The sequence below is a fragment of the Sphingomonas sp. NFX23 genome (assembly GCF_049887795.1).
Lineage (GTDB): Bacteria > Pseudomonadota > Alphaproteobacteria > Sphingomonadales > Sphingomonadaceae > Sphingomonas.
In genome coordinates, this window is record NZ_JAGEKH010000001.1 from 485,394 (window position 1) to 503,864 (window position 18,471).

Annotated in this window: 19 protein-coding genes and 1 tRNA gene; 14 read left to right on the forward strand and 6 right to left on the reverse strand. The window is 66.2% G+C overall.

The features are described from left to right. The first annotated feature begins 21 nt into the window (after positions 1 to 21). Entirely contained in the window at positions 22 to 501 is a 480-nt protein-coding gene (locus J4O76_RS02360) for an RcnB family protein (protein ID WP_426280028.1), read from the forward strand. Positions 502 to 561: 60 nt separating this feature from the next. Here J4O76_RS02360 and J4O76_RS02365 read toward each other — a convergent pair whose 3' ends face one another. After that, positions 562 to 1,662 (reverse strand): DUF2332 domain-containing protein, encoded by a 1,101-nt coding sequence (locus J4O76_RS02365; protein ID WP_426280030.1) that lies wholly within the window; start codon positions 1,660 to 1,662, stop codon positions 562 to 564. 46 nt (positions 1,663 to 1,708) lie between these two features. Between J4O76_RS02365 and hisG the strand changes: the two genes are divergently transcribed. The 12 genes from hisG to J4O76_RS02425 all read left to right on the forward strand — a co-directional run bounded on the left by hisG (position 1,709) and on the right by J4O76_RS02425 (position 13,781). Beyond that, a complete protein-coding gene (gene hisG / locus J4O76_RS02370; RefSeq protein ID WP_426280032.1) occupies positions 1,709 to 2,389 on the forward strand; it encodes an ATP phosphoribosyltransferase in 681 nt (226 codons plus the stop codon). A gap of 124 nt (positions 2,390 to 2,513) precedes the next feature. Beyond that, complete coding sequence (hisD, locus tag J4O76_RS02375; protein ID WP_426280033.1) at positions 2,514 to 3,809, forward strand: histidinol dehydrogenase; 1,296 nt, start codon at positions 2,514 to 2,516, stop codon at positions 3,807 to 3,809. A 212-nt stretch (positions 3,810 to 4,021) separates the two neighbouring features. Further along, complete coding sequence (nusB, locus tag J4O76_RS02380) at positions 4,022 to 4,477, forward strand: transcription antitermination factor NusB (RefSeq protein ID WP_056488135.1); 456 nt, start codon at positions 4,022 to 4,024, stop codon at positions 4,475 to 4,477. A 114-nt stretch (positions 4,478 to 4,591) separates the two neighbouring features. Beyond that, a complete protein-coding gene (gene thiL / locus J4O76_RS02385; RefSeq protein ID WP_426280034.1) occupies positions 4,592 to 5,485 on the forward strand; it encodes a thiamine-phosphate kinase in 894 nt (297 codons plus the stop codon). 91 nt (positions 5,486 to 5,576) lie between these two features. Beyond that, on the forward strand, positions 5,577 to 7,733 hold the full coding sequence (locus tag J4O76_RS02390; protein WP_426280035.1) for a sodium-translocating pyrophosphatase: 2,157 nt from the start codon (positions 5,577 to 5,579) through the stop codon (positions 7,731 to 7,733). Between the two features lie 239 nt (positions 7,734 to 7,972). Continuing rightward, positions 7,973 to 9,931, forward strand: a complete 1,959-nt coding sequence (locus J4O76_RS02395; RefSeq protein WP_426280036.1) for an alpha/beta hydrolase family protein — start codon at positions 7,973 to 7,975, stop codon at positions 9,929 to 9,931. A 102-nt stretch (positions 9,932 to 10,033) separates the two neighbouring features. Further along, positions 10,034 to 11,518 (forward strand): DNA-methyltransferase, encoded by a 1,485-nt coding sequence (locus J4O76_RS02400; RefSeq protein ID WP_426280037.1) that lies wholly within the window; start codon positions 10,034 to 10,036, stop codon positions 11,516 to 11,518. 169 nt (positions 11,519 to 11,687) lie between these two features. Further along, positions 11,688 to 11,906, forward strand: coding sequence for a translation initiation factor IF-1 (gene infA / locus J4O76_RS02405; protein ID WP_031441079.1), 219 nt, complete (start codon positions 11,688 to 11,690; stop codon positions 11,904 to 11,906). A gap of 45 nt (positions 11,907 to 11,951) precedes the next feature. Continuing rightward, complete coding sequence (locus J4O76_RS02410; protein WP_426280038.1) at positions 11,952 to 12,518, forward strand: Maf family protein; 567 nt, start codon at positions 11,952 to 11,954, stop codon at positions 12,516 to 12,518. After that, complete coding sequence (locus tag J4O76_RS02415) at positions 12,511 to 13,470, forward strand: ribonuclease (protein ID WP_426280039.1); 960 nt, start codon at positions 12,511 to 12,513, stop codon at positions 13,468 to 13,470. The genes J4O76_RS02410 and J4O76_RS02415 overlap by 8 nt, the downstream gene beginning before the upstream one ends. Continuing rightward, the gene (locus J4O76_RS02420; RefSeq protein ID WP_060525858.1) at positions 13,467 to 13,652 is read left to right on the forward strand and encodes a DNA gyrase inhibitor YacG; all 186 of its coding nucleotides are present in this window, start codon (positions 13,467 to 13,469) and stop codon (positions 13,650 to 13,652) included. Before J4O76_RS02415 ends, J4O76_RS02420 begins: the two co-directional genes overlap by 4 nt. A gap of 53 nt (positions 13,653 to 13,705) precedes the next feature. Then, positions 13,706 to 13,781 (forward strand) — tRNA-Phe (locus J4O76_RS02425). A 179-nt stretch (positions 13,782 to 13,960) separates the two neighbouring features. Here the strand turns inward: J4O76_RS02425 and J4O76_RS02430 are convergent. The 5 genes from J4O76_RS02430 to J4O76_RS02450 all read right to left on the reverse strand — a co-directional run bounded on the left by J4O76_RS02430 (position 13,961) and on the right by J4O76_RS02450 (position 18,184). Then, positions 13,961 to 15,028: a 5-(carboxyamino)imidazole ribonucleotide synthase gene (locus tag J4O76_RS02430; protein ID WP_426280040.1), complete on the reverse strand. Its 1,068-nt coding sequence runs from the start codon at positions 15,026 to 15,028 to the stop codon at positions 13,961 to 13,963. An 11-nt stretch (positions 15,029 to 15,039) separates the two neighbouring features. Next, on the reverse strand, positions 15,040 to 15,516 hold the full coding sequence (gene purE / locus J4O76_RS02435) for a 5-(carboxyamino)imidazole ribonucleotide mutase (RefSeq protein ID WP_426280041.1): 477 nt from the start codon (positions 15,514 to 15,516) through the stop codon (positions 15,040 to 15,042). A 110-nt stretch (positions 15,517 to 15,626) separates the two neighbouring features. Beyond that, positions 15,627 to 16,313, reverse strand: a complete 687-nt coding sequence (gene gpmA / locus J4O76_RS02440) for a 2,3-diphosphoglycerate-dependent phosphoglycerate mutase (RefSeq protein ID WP_056063882.1) — start codon at positions 16,311 to 16,313, stop codon at positions 15,627 to 15,629. Between the two features lie 123 nt (positions 16,314 to 16,436). Further along, positions 16,437 to 17,573, reverse strand: a complete 1,137-nt coding sequence (locus J4O76_RS02445; RefSeq protein WP_426280042.1) for a M14 family metallopeptidase — start codon at positions 17,571 to 17,573, stop codon at positions 16,437 to 16,439. Continuing rightward, complete coding sequence (locus J4O76_RS02450; RefSeq protein WP_426280043.1) at positions 17,570 to 18,184, reverse strand: DUF4136 domain-containing protein; 615 nt, start codon at positions 18,182 to 18,184, stop codon at positions 17,570 to 17,572. Before J4O76_RS02450 ends, J4O76_RS02445 begins: the two co-directional genes overlap by 4 nt. A 158-nt stretch (positions 18,185 to 18,342) precedes the next feature. Between J4O76_RS02450 and ykgO the strand changes: the two genes are divergently transcribed. Beyond that, a complete protein-coding gene (gene ykgO, locus J4O76_RS02455) occupies positions 18,343 to 18,468 on the forward strand; it encodes a type B 50S ribosomal protein L36 (protein WP_003046794.1) in 126 nt (41 codons plus the stop codon). Positions 18,469 to 18,471: the final 3 nt, after the last annotated feature.

Here is an 18,471-nt window from a genome sequence, read left to right on the forward strand (position 1 = left end):
CGTCGAAACAGGAGAGCAGTCATGCATAAGATGATCCTTGCGGCCGTAGCCGCCGCCACCCTCGTCCCTACCTTCGCGACCGCGCAAAGCTACGGCGAAGTCCGCCGCGACCAGCGCGAGATCCGCGAGAGCCGTCGCGACCTCGATCGCGCCCGCCGTTACGGCAACCGCGGCGACGTCCGCGAAGCCCGCCAGGAACTGCGCGAAGACCGCCGTGAAGCGCGCGAGGACTGGCGTGACTATCGCCGTACGCACGGTAACGTCTATCGCCGCCCCGCCTATGTCGGCCCGCGCGGCTACCGCTATCGTCCGGTGAGCGTCGGCTACCGCTTCGCACCGAACTATTACGGCCGCCAATACTGGATCAACGACTATCAGACCTATCGCCTGTCGCGCCCGGCCTACGGCTATCAGCGCTGGGTCCGCTACGGCCGCGACGTCGTGCTGGTCGACACGCGCAACGGCCGTGTCGCCCAGGTGAACAACGGCTTCTTCTACTAAACCTTCTACCAAGATCAGTCGGCCCGGGAGCGATCCCGGGCCGACCTCGTATCTGGCGCCTCAGTCCTTCTCGTACGCCCCACGTCGCATAACGTAGTCCCGTGTCTCATACGGCGCGCAGAGCCCCTCGACCCAGGCGCCATGCGCATGCGTCAGCGCAACCAGTTCCATTGGCCGCTCCCCCGGCCAGCCGCGCACGCGCACCTCATGTCGGTGGAGATCGCGGTTCGGCTCCATCATGACCCAGCCGAGCGGTCGTTCCACCGTCGCCCGCGCACCCGCCGCGTCCATCGCGACCCGGATGCGTTCGCGCGATGCCGCCGGCAGATACTGCCACACCACCGAATGCATCAGCACGCGCGTGACGCCCTCGGGTTGCGGCTCGGCCAATTGCGCCTCGACCCAGTCCGCCGCATCGCCTTCGACCAAATCGACACCGCCCTCGCGCACCATCGCGATCGCCGCCGCCAGCCGCGCCTGTCGCTCGACCGCATCGACCCAGACATACGCCTCGAGCCGCGCCGCTGCGGCCGGATCGGCGACGTCCACCGGGTGGATATCGACGCCGCGTGTCGACTCGATCTCTACCGGCGCGCCTGGCGGCGGCGCGCCCCGCCATTCGGGGTGGATAATCACAGGCGATGCCGATGGCCCGACATTCACACCGCCAAGGTCGAACCGATAGCGATCGATCAGCAGATTGAGTCCCGCGCTCGAGCCGATCTCCAGCACCTCGAACCGCGGCCCGTACCGCTCGGCCAGATGCAATAGGCCGGTCATCATTCCGGCGGACCGCGCCGCCTCGTTGGTCTGCGGCGGTCCGTCGAGCCACGGCAGCAACCCCGCATTCTGCGCGACGAGCGTTGCCTTTAGTATCGCGACGATCCGCGCCGGGTCGGTTTCTACGCCGGCGAATACGGCAGAAAGCTCCGGATCGACGCCCGCGCGATGCAGTGCGTGCAGTCCACCCACCAGCCGTAACGCCAAGGCATCCGCGACCGGCTCGCCCGCCCAGTCGAGCACCCGCCGCCCCGTCTCGCTATCCCGATCGAGCGACTCCGCCAGCGCGCTGCAAACCCGCGCCGTGATCGGCGCATCCATCGCCGCGCAATAGCCCGCCTGAATTCCGAACGCGGAGCAACTTGCCATTACATTTGCCATACGCACGTTGTTGCACCCGCCATGCCCCCCCCGTAAAGCCCGGCGCGTGCCAGATACTCAGCCCCCCTCCCAGATCATCATCGCCGTCCCCAAGGGACGCATCCTTGCCGAGGCCTTGCCGTTGCTCGCGCGCGCCGGGGTTCATCCCGAAGCGTCGTTCTCGGACGAGAACTCGCGCGCGCTCCGGTTCGCGACCAACGATCCGGCGATCTCGCTGATCCGGGTGCGCGCGTTCGACGTCGCCACCTTCGTCGCGCACGGGGCGGCGCAACTTGGCATCGTCGGGTCGGACGTGATCGCGGAGTTCGGTTATTCGGAATTATACGCGCCGGTCGACCTCGGCATCGGCCATTGCCGGCTGTCGGTCGCCGAACCTGCCGAGATGGCCGCGCAGGACGATCCGCGCGGCTGGAGCCACGTCCGCGTCGCGACCAAATACCCGCACGTGACGGCCGCGCATTTTGCCGCTCGCGGCGTCCAGGCGGAGTGCGTGAAGCTCAACGGCGCGATGGAACTGGCGCCGACGCTCGGCTTGGCGCCGCGCATCGTCGACCTCGTATCGTCAGGCCGCACGCTGCTGGAAAACGGCCTGGTCGAGGTCGAGGCGATCATGGAGGTCACGAGCCGGTTGGTCGTAAACCGCGCTGCGATGAAGACGCGCGCACGGGTCGTGCCGCTGGTCGAGGCATTCCGCCGCGCGGTCGCAGCGCAGGAAATCGAAGCATGAGCGCTTACCTTCTGCTCCCCTCCCGCCTGCGGGAGGGGTCGGGGGAGGGCACGCCCGCCCCGATCGTAGCGTGCGAGGCTATGTCATTCCCTCCCCTAACCCCTCCCGCAAGCGGGAGGGGGATGTGATCCGCCTCTCCACGTTCGACGCGGACTTCGCGACTCGCTTCACCGCGCTCGTCGAGGACCGTCGCGAATCCGACGCGGGCGTGACGCAGGACGTCGCCGCGATCATCGCGGCGGTCCGCCGCGATGGTGAAACCGCGCTCCGCGACCTTACGCAGAAGCACGACCGCCACGACATCGAGACCACCGGCTGGCAGATCGACGACGCCGACTGCAAGGCCGCGTTCGATGCACTCGACCCGGACCTGCGCACCGCGCTCGAACTCGCCGCTACTCGTATCCGCGCGTATCACGAGAAACAGCGCCCGCTCGACAGCGACTCGGTCGACTCCGCGGGCGTAAGGCTTGGCGCGCGATGGCTCCCCGTCGACGCCGCCGGCATCTATGTCCCCGGTGGACGCGCCGCCTACCCCTCGTCGTTGCTGATGAACGCGATCCCCGCCAAGGTTGCGGGCGTCGGCCGTCTCGCGATGGTCACGCCGACACCGGATGGCCAGATCAACCCGCTGGTCCTCGCCGCCGCACATCTCGCGGGCGTCGATGAAGTCTGGCGAGTCGGTGGCGCGCAGGCTGTCGCCGCGCTCGCGTACGGCGCGGGCCGGATCGAGCCGGTCGACGTGATCACCGGCCCCGGCAACGCTTGGGTCGCCGAAGCCAAGCGGCAGGTCTACGGCGTCGTCGGCATCGACATGGTCGCGGGGCCTTCCGAGATCGTCGTCGTCGCCGACGCGCTCAACGATCCCGAATGGACCGCCGCCGACCTGCTCAGTCAGGCCGAGCACGACGTGACCACGCAGTCGATCCTGTTCACCGACGACGCTGTGTTCGCCGACAAGGTAGCAGAGGCTGTGGACCGCCAGTTGCGCGACCTCGCTACCGAAGCCGTCGCGCGCGTCGCTTGGGACACCAACGGCGCGATCGTTGTCGTGGAGACTTTGGCGGACGCGATCCCGCTGGTCGATCGCCTCGCCGCGGAGCATCTCCAGTTGGCGATCCCCGACCCGCAGGGCTTCTTCAACCGCATTCGCCACGCCGGGTCGGTGTTCCTTGGCCGCTACACGCCGGAAGCGATCGGCGATTACGTCGCCGGGCCGAACCACGTCCTCCCGACCGGCCGCCGTGCGCGGTTTGCCAGTGGACTGTCGGTGCTCGACTTCATGAAGCGCACCAGCTTCTTGGCGCTCGACGAAGCGGCATTGCGCGAACTCGGGCCCGCGACCGTCGCGCTAGCGAATGCCGAGGGACTACCTGCGCATGCGAAATCGGTGGCGTTGCGGCTTCGCCTGAACAGTTAGTGTGTTCGCGCAGAGGCGCAGAGAGCGCGGAGGTGTTGCGTGCGGCGCAGCCACTTCGATCCCTCATGGGCTGGCGATGGGAGGGCCGCTCCGCGGCAAGCGCAACACCTCCGCGCTCTCTGCGCCTCTGCGCGAACCATTCTTCTCTGCCAAAGCGCCCGAAAACGCAAAGGGCTGACACACAGCCCCCCCGCGCCTACAGGCAACCGCTTATGACTCGAACCGCCCCCCGCACCAAGGCGCGTGCCGCCGCACGCCTCGCCGCCGTCCAGGCCACGTACCAGCACGAGATGGAGGGCACCGCGATGCCCGTCCTGCTCAACGAATTCCACCAGCACCGGCTCGGCGCGACGATCGAAGACGTCGAATATGCCGAGGCCGATGTCGACTTCTTCGACGACCTGGTGACCGGCGCCAACGCGCGCGCCGGCGAGATCGACGTGCTCATCGAGGGCAAGCTCGCCAAGGGCTGGACGCTGGCGCGGCTCGACAAGCCGATGAAGGCGATCATCCGCGTCGGCACGTATGAACTGCTGGCGCGCAAGGACGTGCCGGTCGCGGCGGTGATCAGCGAATATGTCGATGTGGCGCATGCGTTCTACGACAAGCGGGAGTCCGGCTTCGTGAATGGGTTGCTTGATGGCATCGCGAAAGAGGTGCGGGCCTGACGAACTCCCTCTCCCCTCCGGGGAGAGGGTCGGGGTGAGGGGCTGCCAAGCAGTGCGGCGCCTGGAACAGCCCCTCACCCCAGCCCTCTCCCCGGAGGGGAGAGGGAGCAGAAAGTGACCGAAGCCGAGTTTATTGCCGCTCTCCGCCGGCTCCCGCTGCACCGGGCGGCGCTTGGGCTCACCGACGATACCGCGCTACTCGACGCTGGCCCGCTCGTCATCACGACCGACACGCTGGTCGAAGGCGTGCATTTCCTCCCGACCGACCCAGCGCTAGACGTCGCGTGGAAGCTAGTCGCCACCAACCTCTCCGACCTCGCCGCCAAGGGTGCCAAGCCCGAAGGCATCCTCCTCAACTACCCTCTCGGCGACGACACGTGGGACCACGCGTTTCTCGAAGGGCTCTCGGAAGTCCTGACGGCCTTCGACACGCGCATTATCGGCGGCGATACCGTGACGCTCTCCCCGAACACCCCCCGCGTCCTGACGGTCACCGCGTTCGGCAGCGACGCCGCCGCCCCTGCCCGCAACGGCGCACGGGTAGGCGACGCCCTCTACGTCACGGGCACGATCGGCGACGCTGGCGCTGGGCTCGCGATCGCACTCGGTGCACAAGGCCCTGCCGAACTTCTCGCCGCGTACCGGCGCCCGCAGCCACGGCTCGCCGACGGCCGCATACTTGCCCCACAGGTCCACGCGATGATGGACGTCTCCGACGGGCTGCTCATCGACGCGTCCCGCATGGCGCTCGCCAGTGGCCTCGCCGTCAGCATCGACCTCGCGCGCATTCCCCTCTCCAACGCTTATCGCACCTTTTCCGGCGACCGGCTCGCTGCGGCCACCGCAGGAGACGACTACCAACTGCTTTTTGCTGCACCGCAAGATTTCGTTACCGACGCCGCGCGGATCGGCGCGTTCTCGGCCGGCTCGGGACTTACCCTCCACGACTCCGGCAAACCCGTCCCGCTCCCGCCAAGTCTAGGCTACGAACACCACCCGATCGGATAACTTGCGCAATGCTCCTGCACTGATAAGTTCCTTACATCGGGACTCGGCAAAGCCGGGACCGGAGCGGACCTGACAAGAGGGATAGCGCCGTATGACGACCGTCTATTTGGCCATGATCTGCGGCGTCATCGCCGTCCTATATGGTTTCGTCACCAGCCGGCAGGTGCTCGCGGCCTCCCCCGGCAACGAGAAGATGCAAGACATCGCCGCCGCGATCCAGGAAGGCGCGAAGGCCTATCTCGGGCGGCAATACACCACGATCGCGATCGTCGGCGTCATCGTCGCGGCGATCCTCTTGTTCACGCTCGGCTATATCTCTACGATCGGCTTCGTCATCGGCGCGGTGCTGTCGGGCGTCGCTGGCTATGTCGGCATGAACATCTCTGTCCGCGCCAACGTGCGCACCGCCGAGGCCGCGCGCACGTCGCTGCAGGCCGGGCTGACGCTGGCGTTCCGATCGGGCGCGGTGACCGGCATGCTCGTGGCGGGTCTCGGCCTGCTCGCGATCAGCGCATTCTTCTGGTACCTCACCGGTCCCGCGGGCCATGCGCCCAACGACCGGATCATCGTCGAGGCGCTCACCGCGCTCGCGTTCGGCGCCTCGCTGATCTCGATATTCGCACGGCTTGGCGGCGGCATCTTCACCAAGGCGGCGGACGTTGGCGCGGATCTGGTCGGCAAGGTCGAGGCAGGTATCCCGGAGGACGACCCCCGCAACCCCGCCGTGATCGCGGACAACGTGGGCGACAACGTCGGCGACTGCGCGGGCATGGCCGCCGATCTGTTCGAGACCTACGTCGTCACGCTGGGTGTCACGATGATTTCGATCGCACTGCTGATCCAGGCGAGCGGCGCCGAACTGATGCGGCTGATGACTCTCCCGCTGCTCGTCGGCGGCGTGTGCATCGTCACCTCGATCATCGGCACGTACATGGTGCGGCTCGGTGGCGGCAGCATCATGGGCGCGCTCTACAAGGGCTTCTTCACCTCGACGATCCTGTCGATCCCGGCGATCTATCTCGCCACCAAGTATGTGCTGGGCGATCTCCACCGCGTGATCGGCGGTGCCGGTTTCCTCGATCCCGCGACCGACGATCTGACGACGCAGGCCGCGCCGTCGCTGACGCAGAGCTTCACCGGCATGGACCTGTTCTGGTCGATGATGATCGGCCTCGTCGTGACAGGGCTGATCGTGTGGATCACCGAATATTACACCGGCACCAACCACCGCCCGGTCCAGTCGATTGCCAAGGCGTCCGAGACCGGTCACGGCACCAACGTCATCCAGGGCCTGGCGATCAGCCTCGAGTCCACTGCGCTGCCGACGCTGGTGATTGTCGTCGCGGTGATCGTCGCGTACCAGCTTGCCGGGATCATTGGCATCGCCTTCGCGGCGACCGCAATGCTCGCCCAAGCCGGCATGGTCGTCGCGCTCGACGCCTACGGTCCGGTCACCGACAACGCCGGCGGCATCGCGGAAATGGCAGGCCTGCCCGACGACGTCCGCCAGCGGACCGACGCGCTCGATGCGGTCGGCAACACCACCAAGGCGGTGACGAAGGGCTATGCGATCGGCTCGGCCGGGCTCGCCGCGCTCGTCCTCTTCGGCGCGTACACCACCGATCTTGCGACGTACTTCCCCGATGTCACGGTCGATTTCAGCCTCAGCAATCCGTACGTCATCGTCGGGCTCCTGCTCGGCGCCTTGCTCCCCTATCTGTTCGGGGCGTTCGGCATGACCGCGGTGGGTCGCGCAGCTGGCGCGGTCGTCGAGGAGGTCCGCGAGCAGTTCCGCAACAACCCCGGCATCATGCTCGGCACCAGCCGCCCCGACTACGCACGGACGGTCGACCTCGTCACCAAGGCGGCGATCCGCGAGATGATCGTGCCCTCGCTACTACCGGTGCTGTCGCCGCTCGCGGTGTACTTCATCATCACCGCGGTCGCAGGCCAGGCCGCCGGCTTCGCCTCGCTCGGCGCGATGCTGCTGGGCGTGATCGTTTCCGGGCTGTTCGTCGCGATCTCGATGACGAGCGGTGGCGGCGCGTGGGACAACGCCAAGAAATACATCGAGGACGGCCATCACGGCGGCAAGGGGTCCGAAGCGCACAAGGCCGCGATCACCGGTGACACGGTCGGCGACCCCTACAAGGATACTGCAGGCCCCGCGGTGAACCCGATGATCAAGATCACCAACATCGTGGCACTGCTGCTGCTCGCGGCTCTGGCCGGCGGCGGAGTGGGGTGAACTGAACAGGATCGCCGATCGGCCAGTTACGCTGGCCGGTCTGCGATCCATTCCCTGCCCGGTGCTTCAATATTTGCCATCCATTCCCGCCCGATAACAAGGCAGTGCGCCGCGTGCGCAATTTCCGCTCAGTCCCATCGACCTCGGTGTTGCACTGATCCGCTGCAGCCTCCTCTTGTGCCGGCTACCGAACGCGATACTCTGCGCAAACGGTCGTTGGGGAATGGCCGGGGGGACTGATGATGACGTGGCGTACGAGCCTGCTGGCCGGTGCAATGATACCGACGATCGCGGTCGCGCAGACTGCGCCGCCGCCCGCCTCCGCGCCGAAGGCGATCGCCACGCTCTCGGACCGGGTGCCGGTCGAAACCTTTGCCAAACTGCCCGGCATCGCCAATCCGAAGCTCTCGCCCGACGGCAGGCGTATCGCCGCGAAGATGGCGATCGACGGCGTCCAGGTGCTGGTCGTCGCGCCGCTGTTCTCCGGTGGCAAGCTTGCCGCGATCAAGGTCGGGGCGACGGTCGACATCAACTGGTGGCGCTGGGTCGGTGACGACTGGCTCGCGGTCGGCATCGGATCGCAGGACATGCTGTACGGTGAGGACATCTACGTCACGCGCACACTGGGCGTCAAAGCCGACATGACCAAGATCAACCGGATCGACTGGAAGAATTCGGGTGTCCGCGCGGACGAGATCCTCTGGGCGGCGCGCGACGGCACGCCGCGTGTCCTGCTGTCGCGCCAGACCGGGATCGAAAGCGAAAGCCAATGGTATCCAGCAGTTGCCGAGGTAGATCTGTCGACCGGCAAGACCAAGACCGTTGCCGGCAGCCAGACGAACGTCTTCGACTGGTATGCCGATGGTGCGGGCGTCGTCCGGATGGGCTATCGCTACGACGACGACACCCGCAAAGGCTCGCTTCTGTATCGCAGCGCCAATCGCGATCCGTTCAAGGTCATCGCATCGGCCCGCGGCAAGCAGGATATCGTCATCCCGGTGACATTCCGCGCCGACGGCACGGCCATCGCGACGGACGATTCCGGCGGTCGGGACGAGGTGTTCGAAGTGTCGCTGCCCGACCTGAAGCTGGGCAAGAAGCTATATGGCGCCGATAGCTACGACGTCGATGGCGTGGTCGAGAACGCGACCGGCGACGACATCGACGGCATCACCGTCACCGATCGCTTCGGCCATATTGTCTGGCTGAACCCCAAGCTGAAGGAAATCCAGGACGCGGTCGACAAGGCGGTCGGCGAGCGGCGTGCGCGCATCGTCTCGTGGGACCGCACCCGGTCCAAGTTCCTTGTGCAGGTCGGCTCGCCATCGCAGGCGGGTGCGCTGTATTTCTACGATCCCGCGAACGGATCGATGCAGCGCTATTCGTGGCAGAACAGCGACCTCAAGGCGCGGACATTGTCGCCGGTGTCGACGATCCGGTACAAGGCACGCGACGGGGTCGAGATCGAGGCGCTACTGACCCTCCCCCGCGGGCACAGTCCCAAGAACCTGCCGTTGATCGTGTTGCCGCACGGCGGCCCTTTCGCGCGCGATTCAGAAGATTGGGACTGGTGGACGCAGTATCTGGCGGAAACCGGCTATGCCGTCGTCCAGCCCAATTACCGTGGATCATCGGGGTATGGCACCAGCTTCGCCAAGCTCGGCGAGGGGCAATGGGGCCTGAAGATGCAGGACGATCTCGACGATGCGATCACGCATCTGGCCAAGCAGGGCATCGCCGATCCGAAGCGCGTCTGCATGGCGGGGGCGTCCTATGGCGGCTATGCGGCGATGCGCGCGGCGCAGCGGAACGGCACCGGCGATGCGGCGCCCTATCGGTGCGCGATCTCCTATGCCGGCGTGTCCGATCTGCAGTCGATGCAGCGCTATGACGGCAAGTTCCTGTACGGAAAGACCCGCGGCGACTGGTTGAAGAAGCAGGCGCCCGACTATCGCAGCGTCTCGCCGCGCTTCGGTGCGCAGACCTTCTCGATCCCGATCCTGATGCTGCACGGCAAGGAGGACAAGCGCGTGCCCGTGAAGCAATCGCGGATGATGGCAGCTGCGCTAAAGGAGGCGGGTAAGCCGTACGAGTATATCGAGCAGCCCCTCGGCGATCATCATTTCACGCGCGGCGAGGACAGACTCGAGTTCCTGAAGGCAATGGGTGCATTCCTGACGAAGTATAATCCAGCATAACGCACGGGTACTGCCCGCCAAAACTCCATAACGGAGCATATACGCCGACTGTGGATGCATCTTGTTTGGACGAACGCAGTTTTGTCTCCGCATCATCACCGGATGCGCAACCGTCCCGAGAATCATCTCTTCTACGGCGACAATCTTGCCGTCCTTCGCAAGGAGATCGCCGACGAGAGCGTCGACCTAATTTACCTGGACCCGCCGTTCAATTCGAACGCCAATTACGGCATCCTGTTCAAGGAGCCCGACGGCAAGTCCTCCAACGCGCAAATCGAGGCGTTCGAGGACACCTGGCACTGGAACGACAGCGCCGAGGACGCCTTCGACCAGGTGCAGCGGAGCGGTAGCACCAAGGCGTTCGACCTGCTGAACGCGATGCGCGGGTTCCTCGGCGACAACGACATGATGGCGTATCTGGCGATGATGGCGGTCCGGCTGCTCGAGTTGCACCGCGTGCTGAAGCCGACCGGTAGCCTGTATCTCCACTGCGATCCGACCGCGAGCCATTACCTGAAGCTGCTGCTCGACGCGATCTTCGGCAAGCGCCAGATCGCGAACGAGATCATCTGGTGCTACCGGCGCTACACCGCGGCCAGCAACCGGTTCCAGCGGCTTCACGACACGCTGCTGTTCTACGGCAAGACCGACCAGCGGCGTTTCAACGACATTCGCATTCCGTATGGCGAGACCTCAGGCAAGAAGGACTCGCACTATCGCCAGGACGGCGATGGCCGCTGGTTCCGCTGGCAGAAGCGCAAGGACGCCGAACCCTATCGCATCTATCTCGCGGACGGGGTCAGGCTGGGCGACTGGTGGGACATTCCGATCATCAACGCGTCGTCGAAGGAGCGCCTGGGGTATCCGACGCAGAAACCGTCCGCGTTGCTGGAGCGGATCATCGCCGCGTCGTCGAACGAAGGCGACGTCGTGCTCGACCCGTTTTGCGGCTGCGGCACCGCGGTCCACGCAGCGGAAAAGCTCAAGCGACAATGGATCGGGATCGACGTCACGCATCTTGCCATCTCGCTGATCGAAAAGCGGATGAAAGACGCGTTTCCCGGCGTCACCTTCACCGTCGAGGGCACGCCGAAGGATCTCGCCTCCGCCTATGATCTCGCGCTGCGCGACAAATATCAGTTCCAGTGGTGGGCCGTCTCGATGGTCGACGCGCTGCCGTTCGGCGGCAGGAAGAAGGGGGCGGATGGCGGGATCGACGGGCTGATCTACTTCAACGATCACGACCCGGCGTCGGGCAAGATGGTGACGCACCGCGCGATCGTGTCGGTGAAGGGCGGGCTCAATCCCGACACTGCGATGGTCGAAACGCTCGCCGCGACGATCGCGCGCGAGAAGGCACCGATCGGCATCCTGATCATGAATGCCAAGCCGACACGCGAGATGGAGCGCCGGGCCGCCGCCGTCGGCATCTACCGCGCGGGCGTCGACGAGGCGTTTCCGAAGCTCCAGATCCTGACGCTGGCGGACCTGTTCCAGGGCAAGCGACCGCGCATTCCCAACGTCGACCGCGCCGCGTTCCGGCGTGCCGCGCGCGAGGCCACCGCGCTCCAGCCCAGCCTGCTGTGATAGCGCCCGAGTCTGTCGCTCTTGTTCAATTGCCATCGAAGGCCGATATACGGAATACGCAAGTGGGTGCGGGCATGACGCCTGTGCCTGCTGTCGGCCGTGCTTTCCTTTTTCGCGAACCTGCGGTAAGGGCGCTCGTCCCGAAATTCCCCCAATTCAGAGATTATATTTGGCCAAGGAAGAACTGCTCGAGATGCGCGGCCGCGTGGTGGAACTCCTCCCCAACGCGATGTTCCGGGTTCAGCTCGAAAACGACCACGAGATTCTCGGTCACACCGCCGGCAAGATGCGTAAGAACCGCATCCGCGTGCTGGTCGGCGACGAGGTGCTGTGCGAACTCACGCCGTACGATCTGACCAAGGGTCGCATCACCTACCGCTTCAAATAAGCCCGTGGGTGCCTAGGCGCCTGCCGCTTTTATAACGAGGCACCAATGCTGGTCCTGGCCTCTTCCTCGCCCCGCCGCCGCGATCTGCTCGCACGGCTCGGCGTCGTGCCGTCGCGCGTGGAACCCCCCGATATCGACGAGAGCCCGCGCAAGGCCGAACCGCCCCGCGCCTATGCTCTTCGCCTCGCAGTCGAGAAGGCCAGCGCTGTCGCACGTGCGGAGGGCGAGATCGTCCTCGCCGGCGACACCACGATCGCGCTCGGCAGCCGCATCCTGCCCCCCGCCGACACGATCGAGATCCAGCGAGACCTGCTCGGCAAGCTGTCGGGTCGGCGCCACCATTGCCTGTCCGCGGTCTGCGTGATCGACGCGACCGGCAAGGTGCGGACACGGATCGCCGACACGATCGTCGCGTTCAAGTCGCTCTCGCCTGCCGAGATCGACGATTATCTCGCGTGCGGCGAAGGTCTCGGCAAGGCCGGCGGCTATGCGATCCAAGGCCGCGCGGAGGCGTTCGTTCGCTTCCTGTCGGGCAGCCATTCTGGCGTCGTAGGCCTGCCCCTGTTCGAGACGCGCGCGCTGTTGAAGACCGCAGGCGTCGCACTTGCCTGATACGGGGCCTGCATGGCTCTACGAGGCCGGTATCGGCGAAGCGCGCGCCGCGCTGGTGGACAATGATCAGATTGTCGAAGCTGCGATCGAACTCGACACCGAGGCATTGAAGGTCGGTCTCGTCGCTCGCGCGCGGCTCGTCGAACTGCTGCCGGGCCGCCGCGGTCGCGTCGTGCTCGACGGCGGCGAGGCGTTGGTCAACCATCTCCCCCCGGGCATCACGCAGGGCGCGAGCCTGACAATCGAGATCGTCCGCGAGGCACTGCCCGAAACGGGCCGTGCGAAGCTTGCCAAGGCCGTCCCTAGCGACCTGCCGCCCTGCCCCGCCCCGACGCTGTACGAGCGCCTCATGGCGACGGGCCTGCCCGTCCTGAGCCCCCGCTCCCACGAAACTGACGCGCTGGAAGCGGCGGGCTGGTCCGAACTCCTCGACGAGGCTGCGAGCGGCGAGATCGTGTTTCCACTTGGTGCACTCCGCCTTTCGCCTACCCCGGCGATGACGCTGTTCGACGTCGACGGCGCGCCGCCGCTGGATACGCTCGCAGTCGCCGCCGCGCATGCCGTGGCACGCGCGATCCGCCGACACGGTATCGGCGGCTCGATCGGCATCGATTTCCCGACGTTGCAGGGCAAGGCGCAGCGCAACGCCGTCGCCACCGCGATCGACGAGTCCCTGCCGCAACCGTTCGAGCGCACAGCGATGAACGGGTTTGGCTTCCTCCAGATCGTTCGGCCAAGGCCCCGCGCGTCGATCCCCGAGATCCTTCGCGCCGATCCGGTCGGCGCAGCGACCCGCGCGGCGCTTCGTACGCTCGAACGCACGCCGCCGACCGCCTCGCGTCGCCACACCCTGCCCGCAGCCGTCCATGCACGCCTGATGACGCGCCCGGATTGGCTCGCGGAACTCACGCGCCGTACGGGCGTCGTCCACGAACTGGAGAGTGCCCGATGACGCCCACCGCCCCCACCGTCAAATGCCCGATCTGCGACCAGCCTGCGGTGGCTGAGTACAAGCCGTTCTGCTCGAGCCGCCACCGCGACCGCGACCTGCTGCAGTGGCTCGGCGAAGGCTATCGCATTCCCGGCCGATCAATTGCGCAAACGGGGCTGGACAGCGCCGAAGACCCCGACTAAACGCGCCCTTCCGATCGCAAGGTCGGACGCTTCTCCGGTCTCAGACCGGACGTGCCCGGATAGCTCAGTTGGTAGAGCATGCGACTGAAAATCGCAGTGTCGGCGGTTCGACCCCGTCTCCGGGCACCATTTTTTCAACTTGTGATTTAAGCGGCCGGATCATTCGCGAAGCCGCGAGCTTGGACACCAAATTCCGTTCGTGTCGAGCGTAGTCGAAGCACTTTCGCTTGGGGCACACCCTTCGACTTCGCTCAGGGCGAACGGAGGGAGGGCCGAATGGAATTGAGCGATATCCCTGATAGGGGCCTTTAGCGGACGATCCGTGTGACATGGCCCATCTTACGCCCCGGTCGCGCGGTGCCTTTGCCGTACAGGTGCAGATGCGCGCTGGGCTCGGCGAGCAGTTCCGCCCAGCGGTCGGCGTCGTCGCCGATCAGGTTTTCCATCGTCGCTTCACGTCCGGTCAGCGTCGTCGCGCCGAGCGGCAGGCCGCATATCGCGCGGATGTGGTTTTCGAATTGCGAGCATTCGGCGCCTTCGATCGTCCAGTGCCCCGAATTGTGCACGCGGGGGGCCATCTCGTTGAACACTGGGCCGTCGGCGCCAACGAAGAACTCGCACGCCAGCACGCCGACATAGTCGAGTTCGGCGGCAATCCGTTCGGCCAGCGCGGCGGCTTCGTCGGCCTGCGCCAGTACGACGGCGGGTGCGGGGACGGTGGAGTGGCGGAGGATCGCGTCGCGGTGGACGTTGAGCGGTGGATCGTAGCGCGCGATGGTACCGTCGAGGCCGCGGGCGATCAGGATCGAGAACTCGTGGTCGAACGGTACGAAGGCTTCGAGGACTGCGGGACCACCGATCGTGTCCCAGGCAGCTTGTGCGCCTTCGGGCGTGGCGATCTTGACCTGGCCCTTGCCGTCGTAGCCGAAGCGGGCGGTCTTGAGGATGGCGGGGGTACCGATCGCTTTCAGGCCCGCCTGCAGGCTTTCGAGGCTGTCGACCGCGGCCCAAGGTGCCGGGCGGCCGCCGACGGTCTCCACGAAGCGTTTTTCGCCCATGCGCTCCTGTGCGACGCGGAGCGCGCGGGGGCTTGGGTGGACGGGGACGCGGTCTGCGAGCCATTCGACGGGCTCGACTGCGATGTTCTCGAACTCATAGGTGATGACGTCGCAGGCGTCGGCGAAGTCGGCGAGGACGATGCGGTTGTGATAGTCGGCACGCGTCATGGTCGAGGCGGACTGCGCGGCGACGCTCTCCTGGTCGGGCGCGAGGACGTGCGTGTGATAGCCGAGCTGCGCTGCGGCGGTCGCGAGCATGCGGCCGAGTTGGCCTCCACCGAGGATGCCGATGGTCGATCCGGGGGGAAGCGGCGTCATGTCAGCGTCTTTCAGGCGGGGTCGGTGGCGACGGAGTCGGTCTGTGCCGCGCGCCATGCCTTCAAGCGCTCGGCGAGCGCGTCGTCGGACGTCGCGAGGATCGCGGCCGCCAGAAGCCCGGCGTTGATCGCGCCGGGCTTGCCGATCGCCAGCGTGCCGACCGGGATGCCGCCGGGCATCTGGACGATCGAGAGCAGGCTATCCATGCCCTTCAGCGCTTTCGATTCGACGGGAACGCCGAGCACCGGGAGGTGCGTCATCGAGGCGGCCATGCCGGGAAGGTGGGCCGCGCCGCCTGCACCGGCGATCACCACCTTGAGGCCGCGATCGGCGGCGGTGGTCGCATAGTCGTAGAGGCGTTGCGGGGTGCGGTGTGCGGAGACGACCTTGGTCTCGTAGGCGACGTGGAGCGCGTCGAGCGTCTCGGCGGCGTGGCGCATCGTCTCCCAATCGGAGGTGCTGCCCATGATGATGCCGACTAGAGCCATTTCCGTCCCCGGATCAAAGGAGCGACGTGCCTAGCGACGTGGGGGGGATTGGGCAATGTTGTTGGTACACTGCTCCCTTCCAGGGAGGGGGGAAGTAAAGGCCGGTGGCGTCAGCGCTCGCTGAGGTAGTAGCGGTCGGTGGCGTTCAGGTCGGCGTCGAGTTCGTAGACGATCGGCTGGCCGGTCGGGATCTCGAGGCTGGTGATCTCGTCATCGGGAATGTTGGAGAGGTGCTTGACCAGCGCGCGGAGCGAGTTGCCGTGGGCGGAGATGAGGATGCGCTGGCCGTCCTTCAACGCGGGGGCGATCCGCTCGTCCCAATAGGGAAGGACGCGCGCGATGGTGTCCTTGAGGCTCTCGGTCTTGGGGATCGCGATGCCGTCGTAGCGCCGGTCCTTCGACAGGTCGAACTCGCTGCCGTCGTCGAGTACGGGCGGCGGGACGTCGAAGCTGCGGCGCCAGATATGGACCTGCGCGTCGCCGTGCTTGGCCGCGGTCTCGGCCTTGTCGAGGCCGGTGAGGCCGCCATAGTGACGCTCGTTCAGGCGCCAGTCCTTCTCGACCGGGAGCCAGAGCCGGCCCATCGCCTCCAGCGCGATGTTGAGCGTCTTGATCGCCCGCGTTTGGAGGCTGACGAAGGTCTGGTCGAAGTCGAGGCCCTTGGCGGCCATCAGCTCGCCTGCGGCCTTGGCCTCGGCCTCACCCTTGGCGGTCATGTCGACGTCCCACCAGCCGGTGAAGCGGTTCTCGAGGTTCCAGGTGGACTGGCCGTGGCGGATGAGGACTAGGGTCGGCATTCGGGCTCCTGCGATGGCGGGACTGAACGGAAGGGTTCAAAGGTTAGGATAAGGTTAGGCCAACGCACGGTCCGCAGCGCTTGAACCCAAGCCTCCAAACCATGCCAAGCCGTTGTTATCAGGTCAGATTTCGTCGATCATGCCGGCGAGCGTCTCGAGCATCGCATGCGCGAGCTGTTTCGAGCGCTCGGGCGACCAGCCGAACTCGGGATCGGCGTTGGCGTCGTGATCCTTGAACGGCATCTCCAGCGTCACCGACACCGCACCGAAGCGCTCGGCGAGCTGGTTGGTCGACATCGACAGGTTCGCCGAGCCCGGTGCGGACTTGGGATAGCCCTTCTCGGTCTGGAAATCGGGCGTGTGCGCCGCGAGCCGCCGGCCGTATTCGTAGAATTTCTCGCCGTGCGCGTCGGTCCAGGACGGGATGCCTTCGAAACCGGCGATGAAGTTCGCGGGGATCGCCTCGTCGCCGTGGATGTCCATGGCGACGTCGACGCCGGTCTGGTCCATCGCGTTGCGCACGCAGAGGACTTCGGGGCTCTTCTCCGGCGTCGGCGTGTGCCATTCGCGGTTGAGGTTCACCCCGACGGCATTGGTGCGCAGATGACCCCGGCGCGTGCCGTCCGGGTTCATGTTGGGGACGACGTTGAAGGTCGCCTTCGCCAACAGCGCGGCAGTGATCGGATCGGCCGAATCGGTCAGCCGCTCGAGCGCGCCTTCCATCCACCATTCGGTCATCGATTCGCCGGGATGCTGGCGACCGTAGATCCAGACCTGTTTCGGCCCCGAGCCGATCGTGAAGCAATCGATCGCCTGCCCGTCGAGCGACCGGCCAAGTTCGCGGTGCGCGACGCACGGCAACAGCGCGGTGCGCGCCACCAGAGCCTCGTGCATTTCCATCGTGTACGGCGCGAAATAGGCGAACCAGGCGAGATCGGTATCGGCGGTGAAGTCGAATTCGAGCACGCCATTTTCATAGCGTGTCTCGATCATCCGCCACGCCTGCCGATCGGTGCTGGCGCGCGTCTTGTAGCCCGGCCAGCCGAACGGATAGGCCGACTTGCCCGCGTTGAGGATGCGGTAGGTCAGCGTACGTCCCGCCGCCCCCGCCACGCGGAAATAGAACCACTGGAAGAAATCGGACTGGAAATCGGTGACGATCTCCAGGTCGATTCGGTCTCCCTCGACGGCGACAACACGGATGTTGCCGCCATCGAAGGCTGCGTTGACGGTGACGGGGCTCATGGTTTGCGCGTTCATTTCACCTGGATAGTGCGACCGGACTCGCCGGGGAACCCCATGAACAGCGCGCGGGCGAGCTTCCCGGCCTGGATATCGGTCGTCGCGTCGGCCTTGCGGGCATCGGCGAACGACTGCGCGCGGCCTTCCCAGACGGGCGACTGGTCGGCGCTGCGCTTGATCGTTACCGACAGTTCGGAGACGAGGATCGCGGTGCTGCCGCCACCACCGATCGGGAAGCCGACCCCGCCACCGAGCCCGAGGCCGCCGCCACCGCGCCCGCCGCTGAAGCCACCGCCGCCAAGGCCGATGCTGATCGGCGAGCGCTTCGGCGGACCTGCCTGCGTTGTGCGGGTGAAGCCGACGGTCGCCACCAGCAGCGGCTTGGCGCCGGGTGCGGGGACGCTGTAGCCGGCCTGGAGCAGCTGGCCCTGGACGGCGGCGGCATAGGTCTTGAACTCGATGCTGGCCGGGCCGCCGGCGGTCAGCGGCTGGACGGCGATGGTGCCGCGGTCGATCGGCTCGCCGAGATGATAGCGCAGCACCTCGGTCGGCGGCAGCGACGGGCCTGTCGCGCACGCGGTGAGGGATGCGCCTGCCAGCGCCAGGACGAGAATCGAACGAACCGCCATCGGGGACTTCCTTAGAATGTTGCGCTATAGTAACGCTCCGACCAGCCGAGTGGGTTCCCGGATGGCATGAGCGTGTCCGTTGCTTGACTTGGACACACCCCGCCATTAGGCGATCCCGTCTTTCCGCACACCTAGATTTGAAAAGAAGCGAATCGATCATGAAGATCCGCAATTCCCTGAAGTCGCTCAAGGATCGTCACCGCGATAACCGCGTGATCCGTCGTCGTGGCCGTACCTACGTCATCAACAAGACCAACCGTCGCTTCAAGGCACGCCAGGGCTAAAGC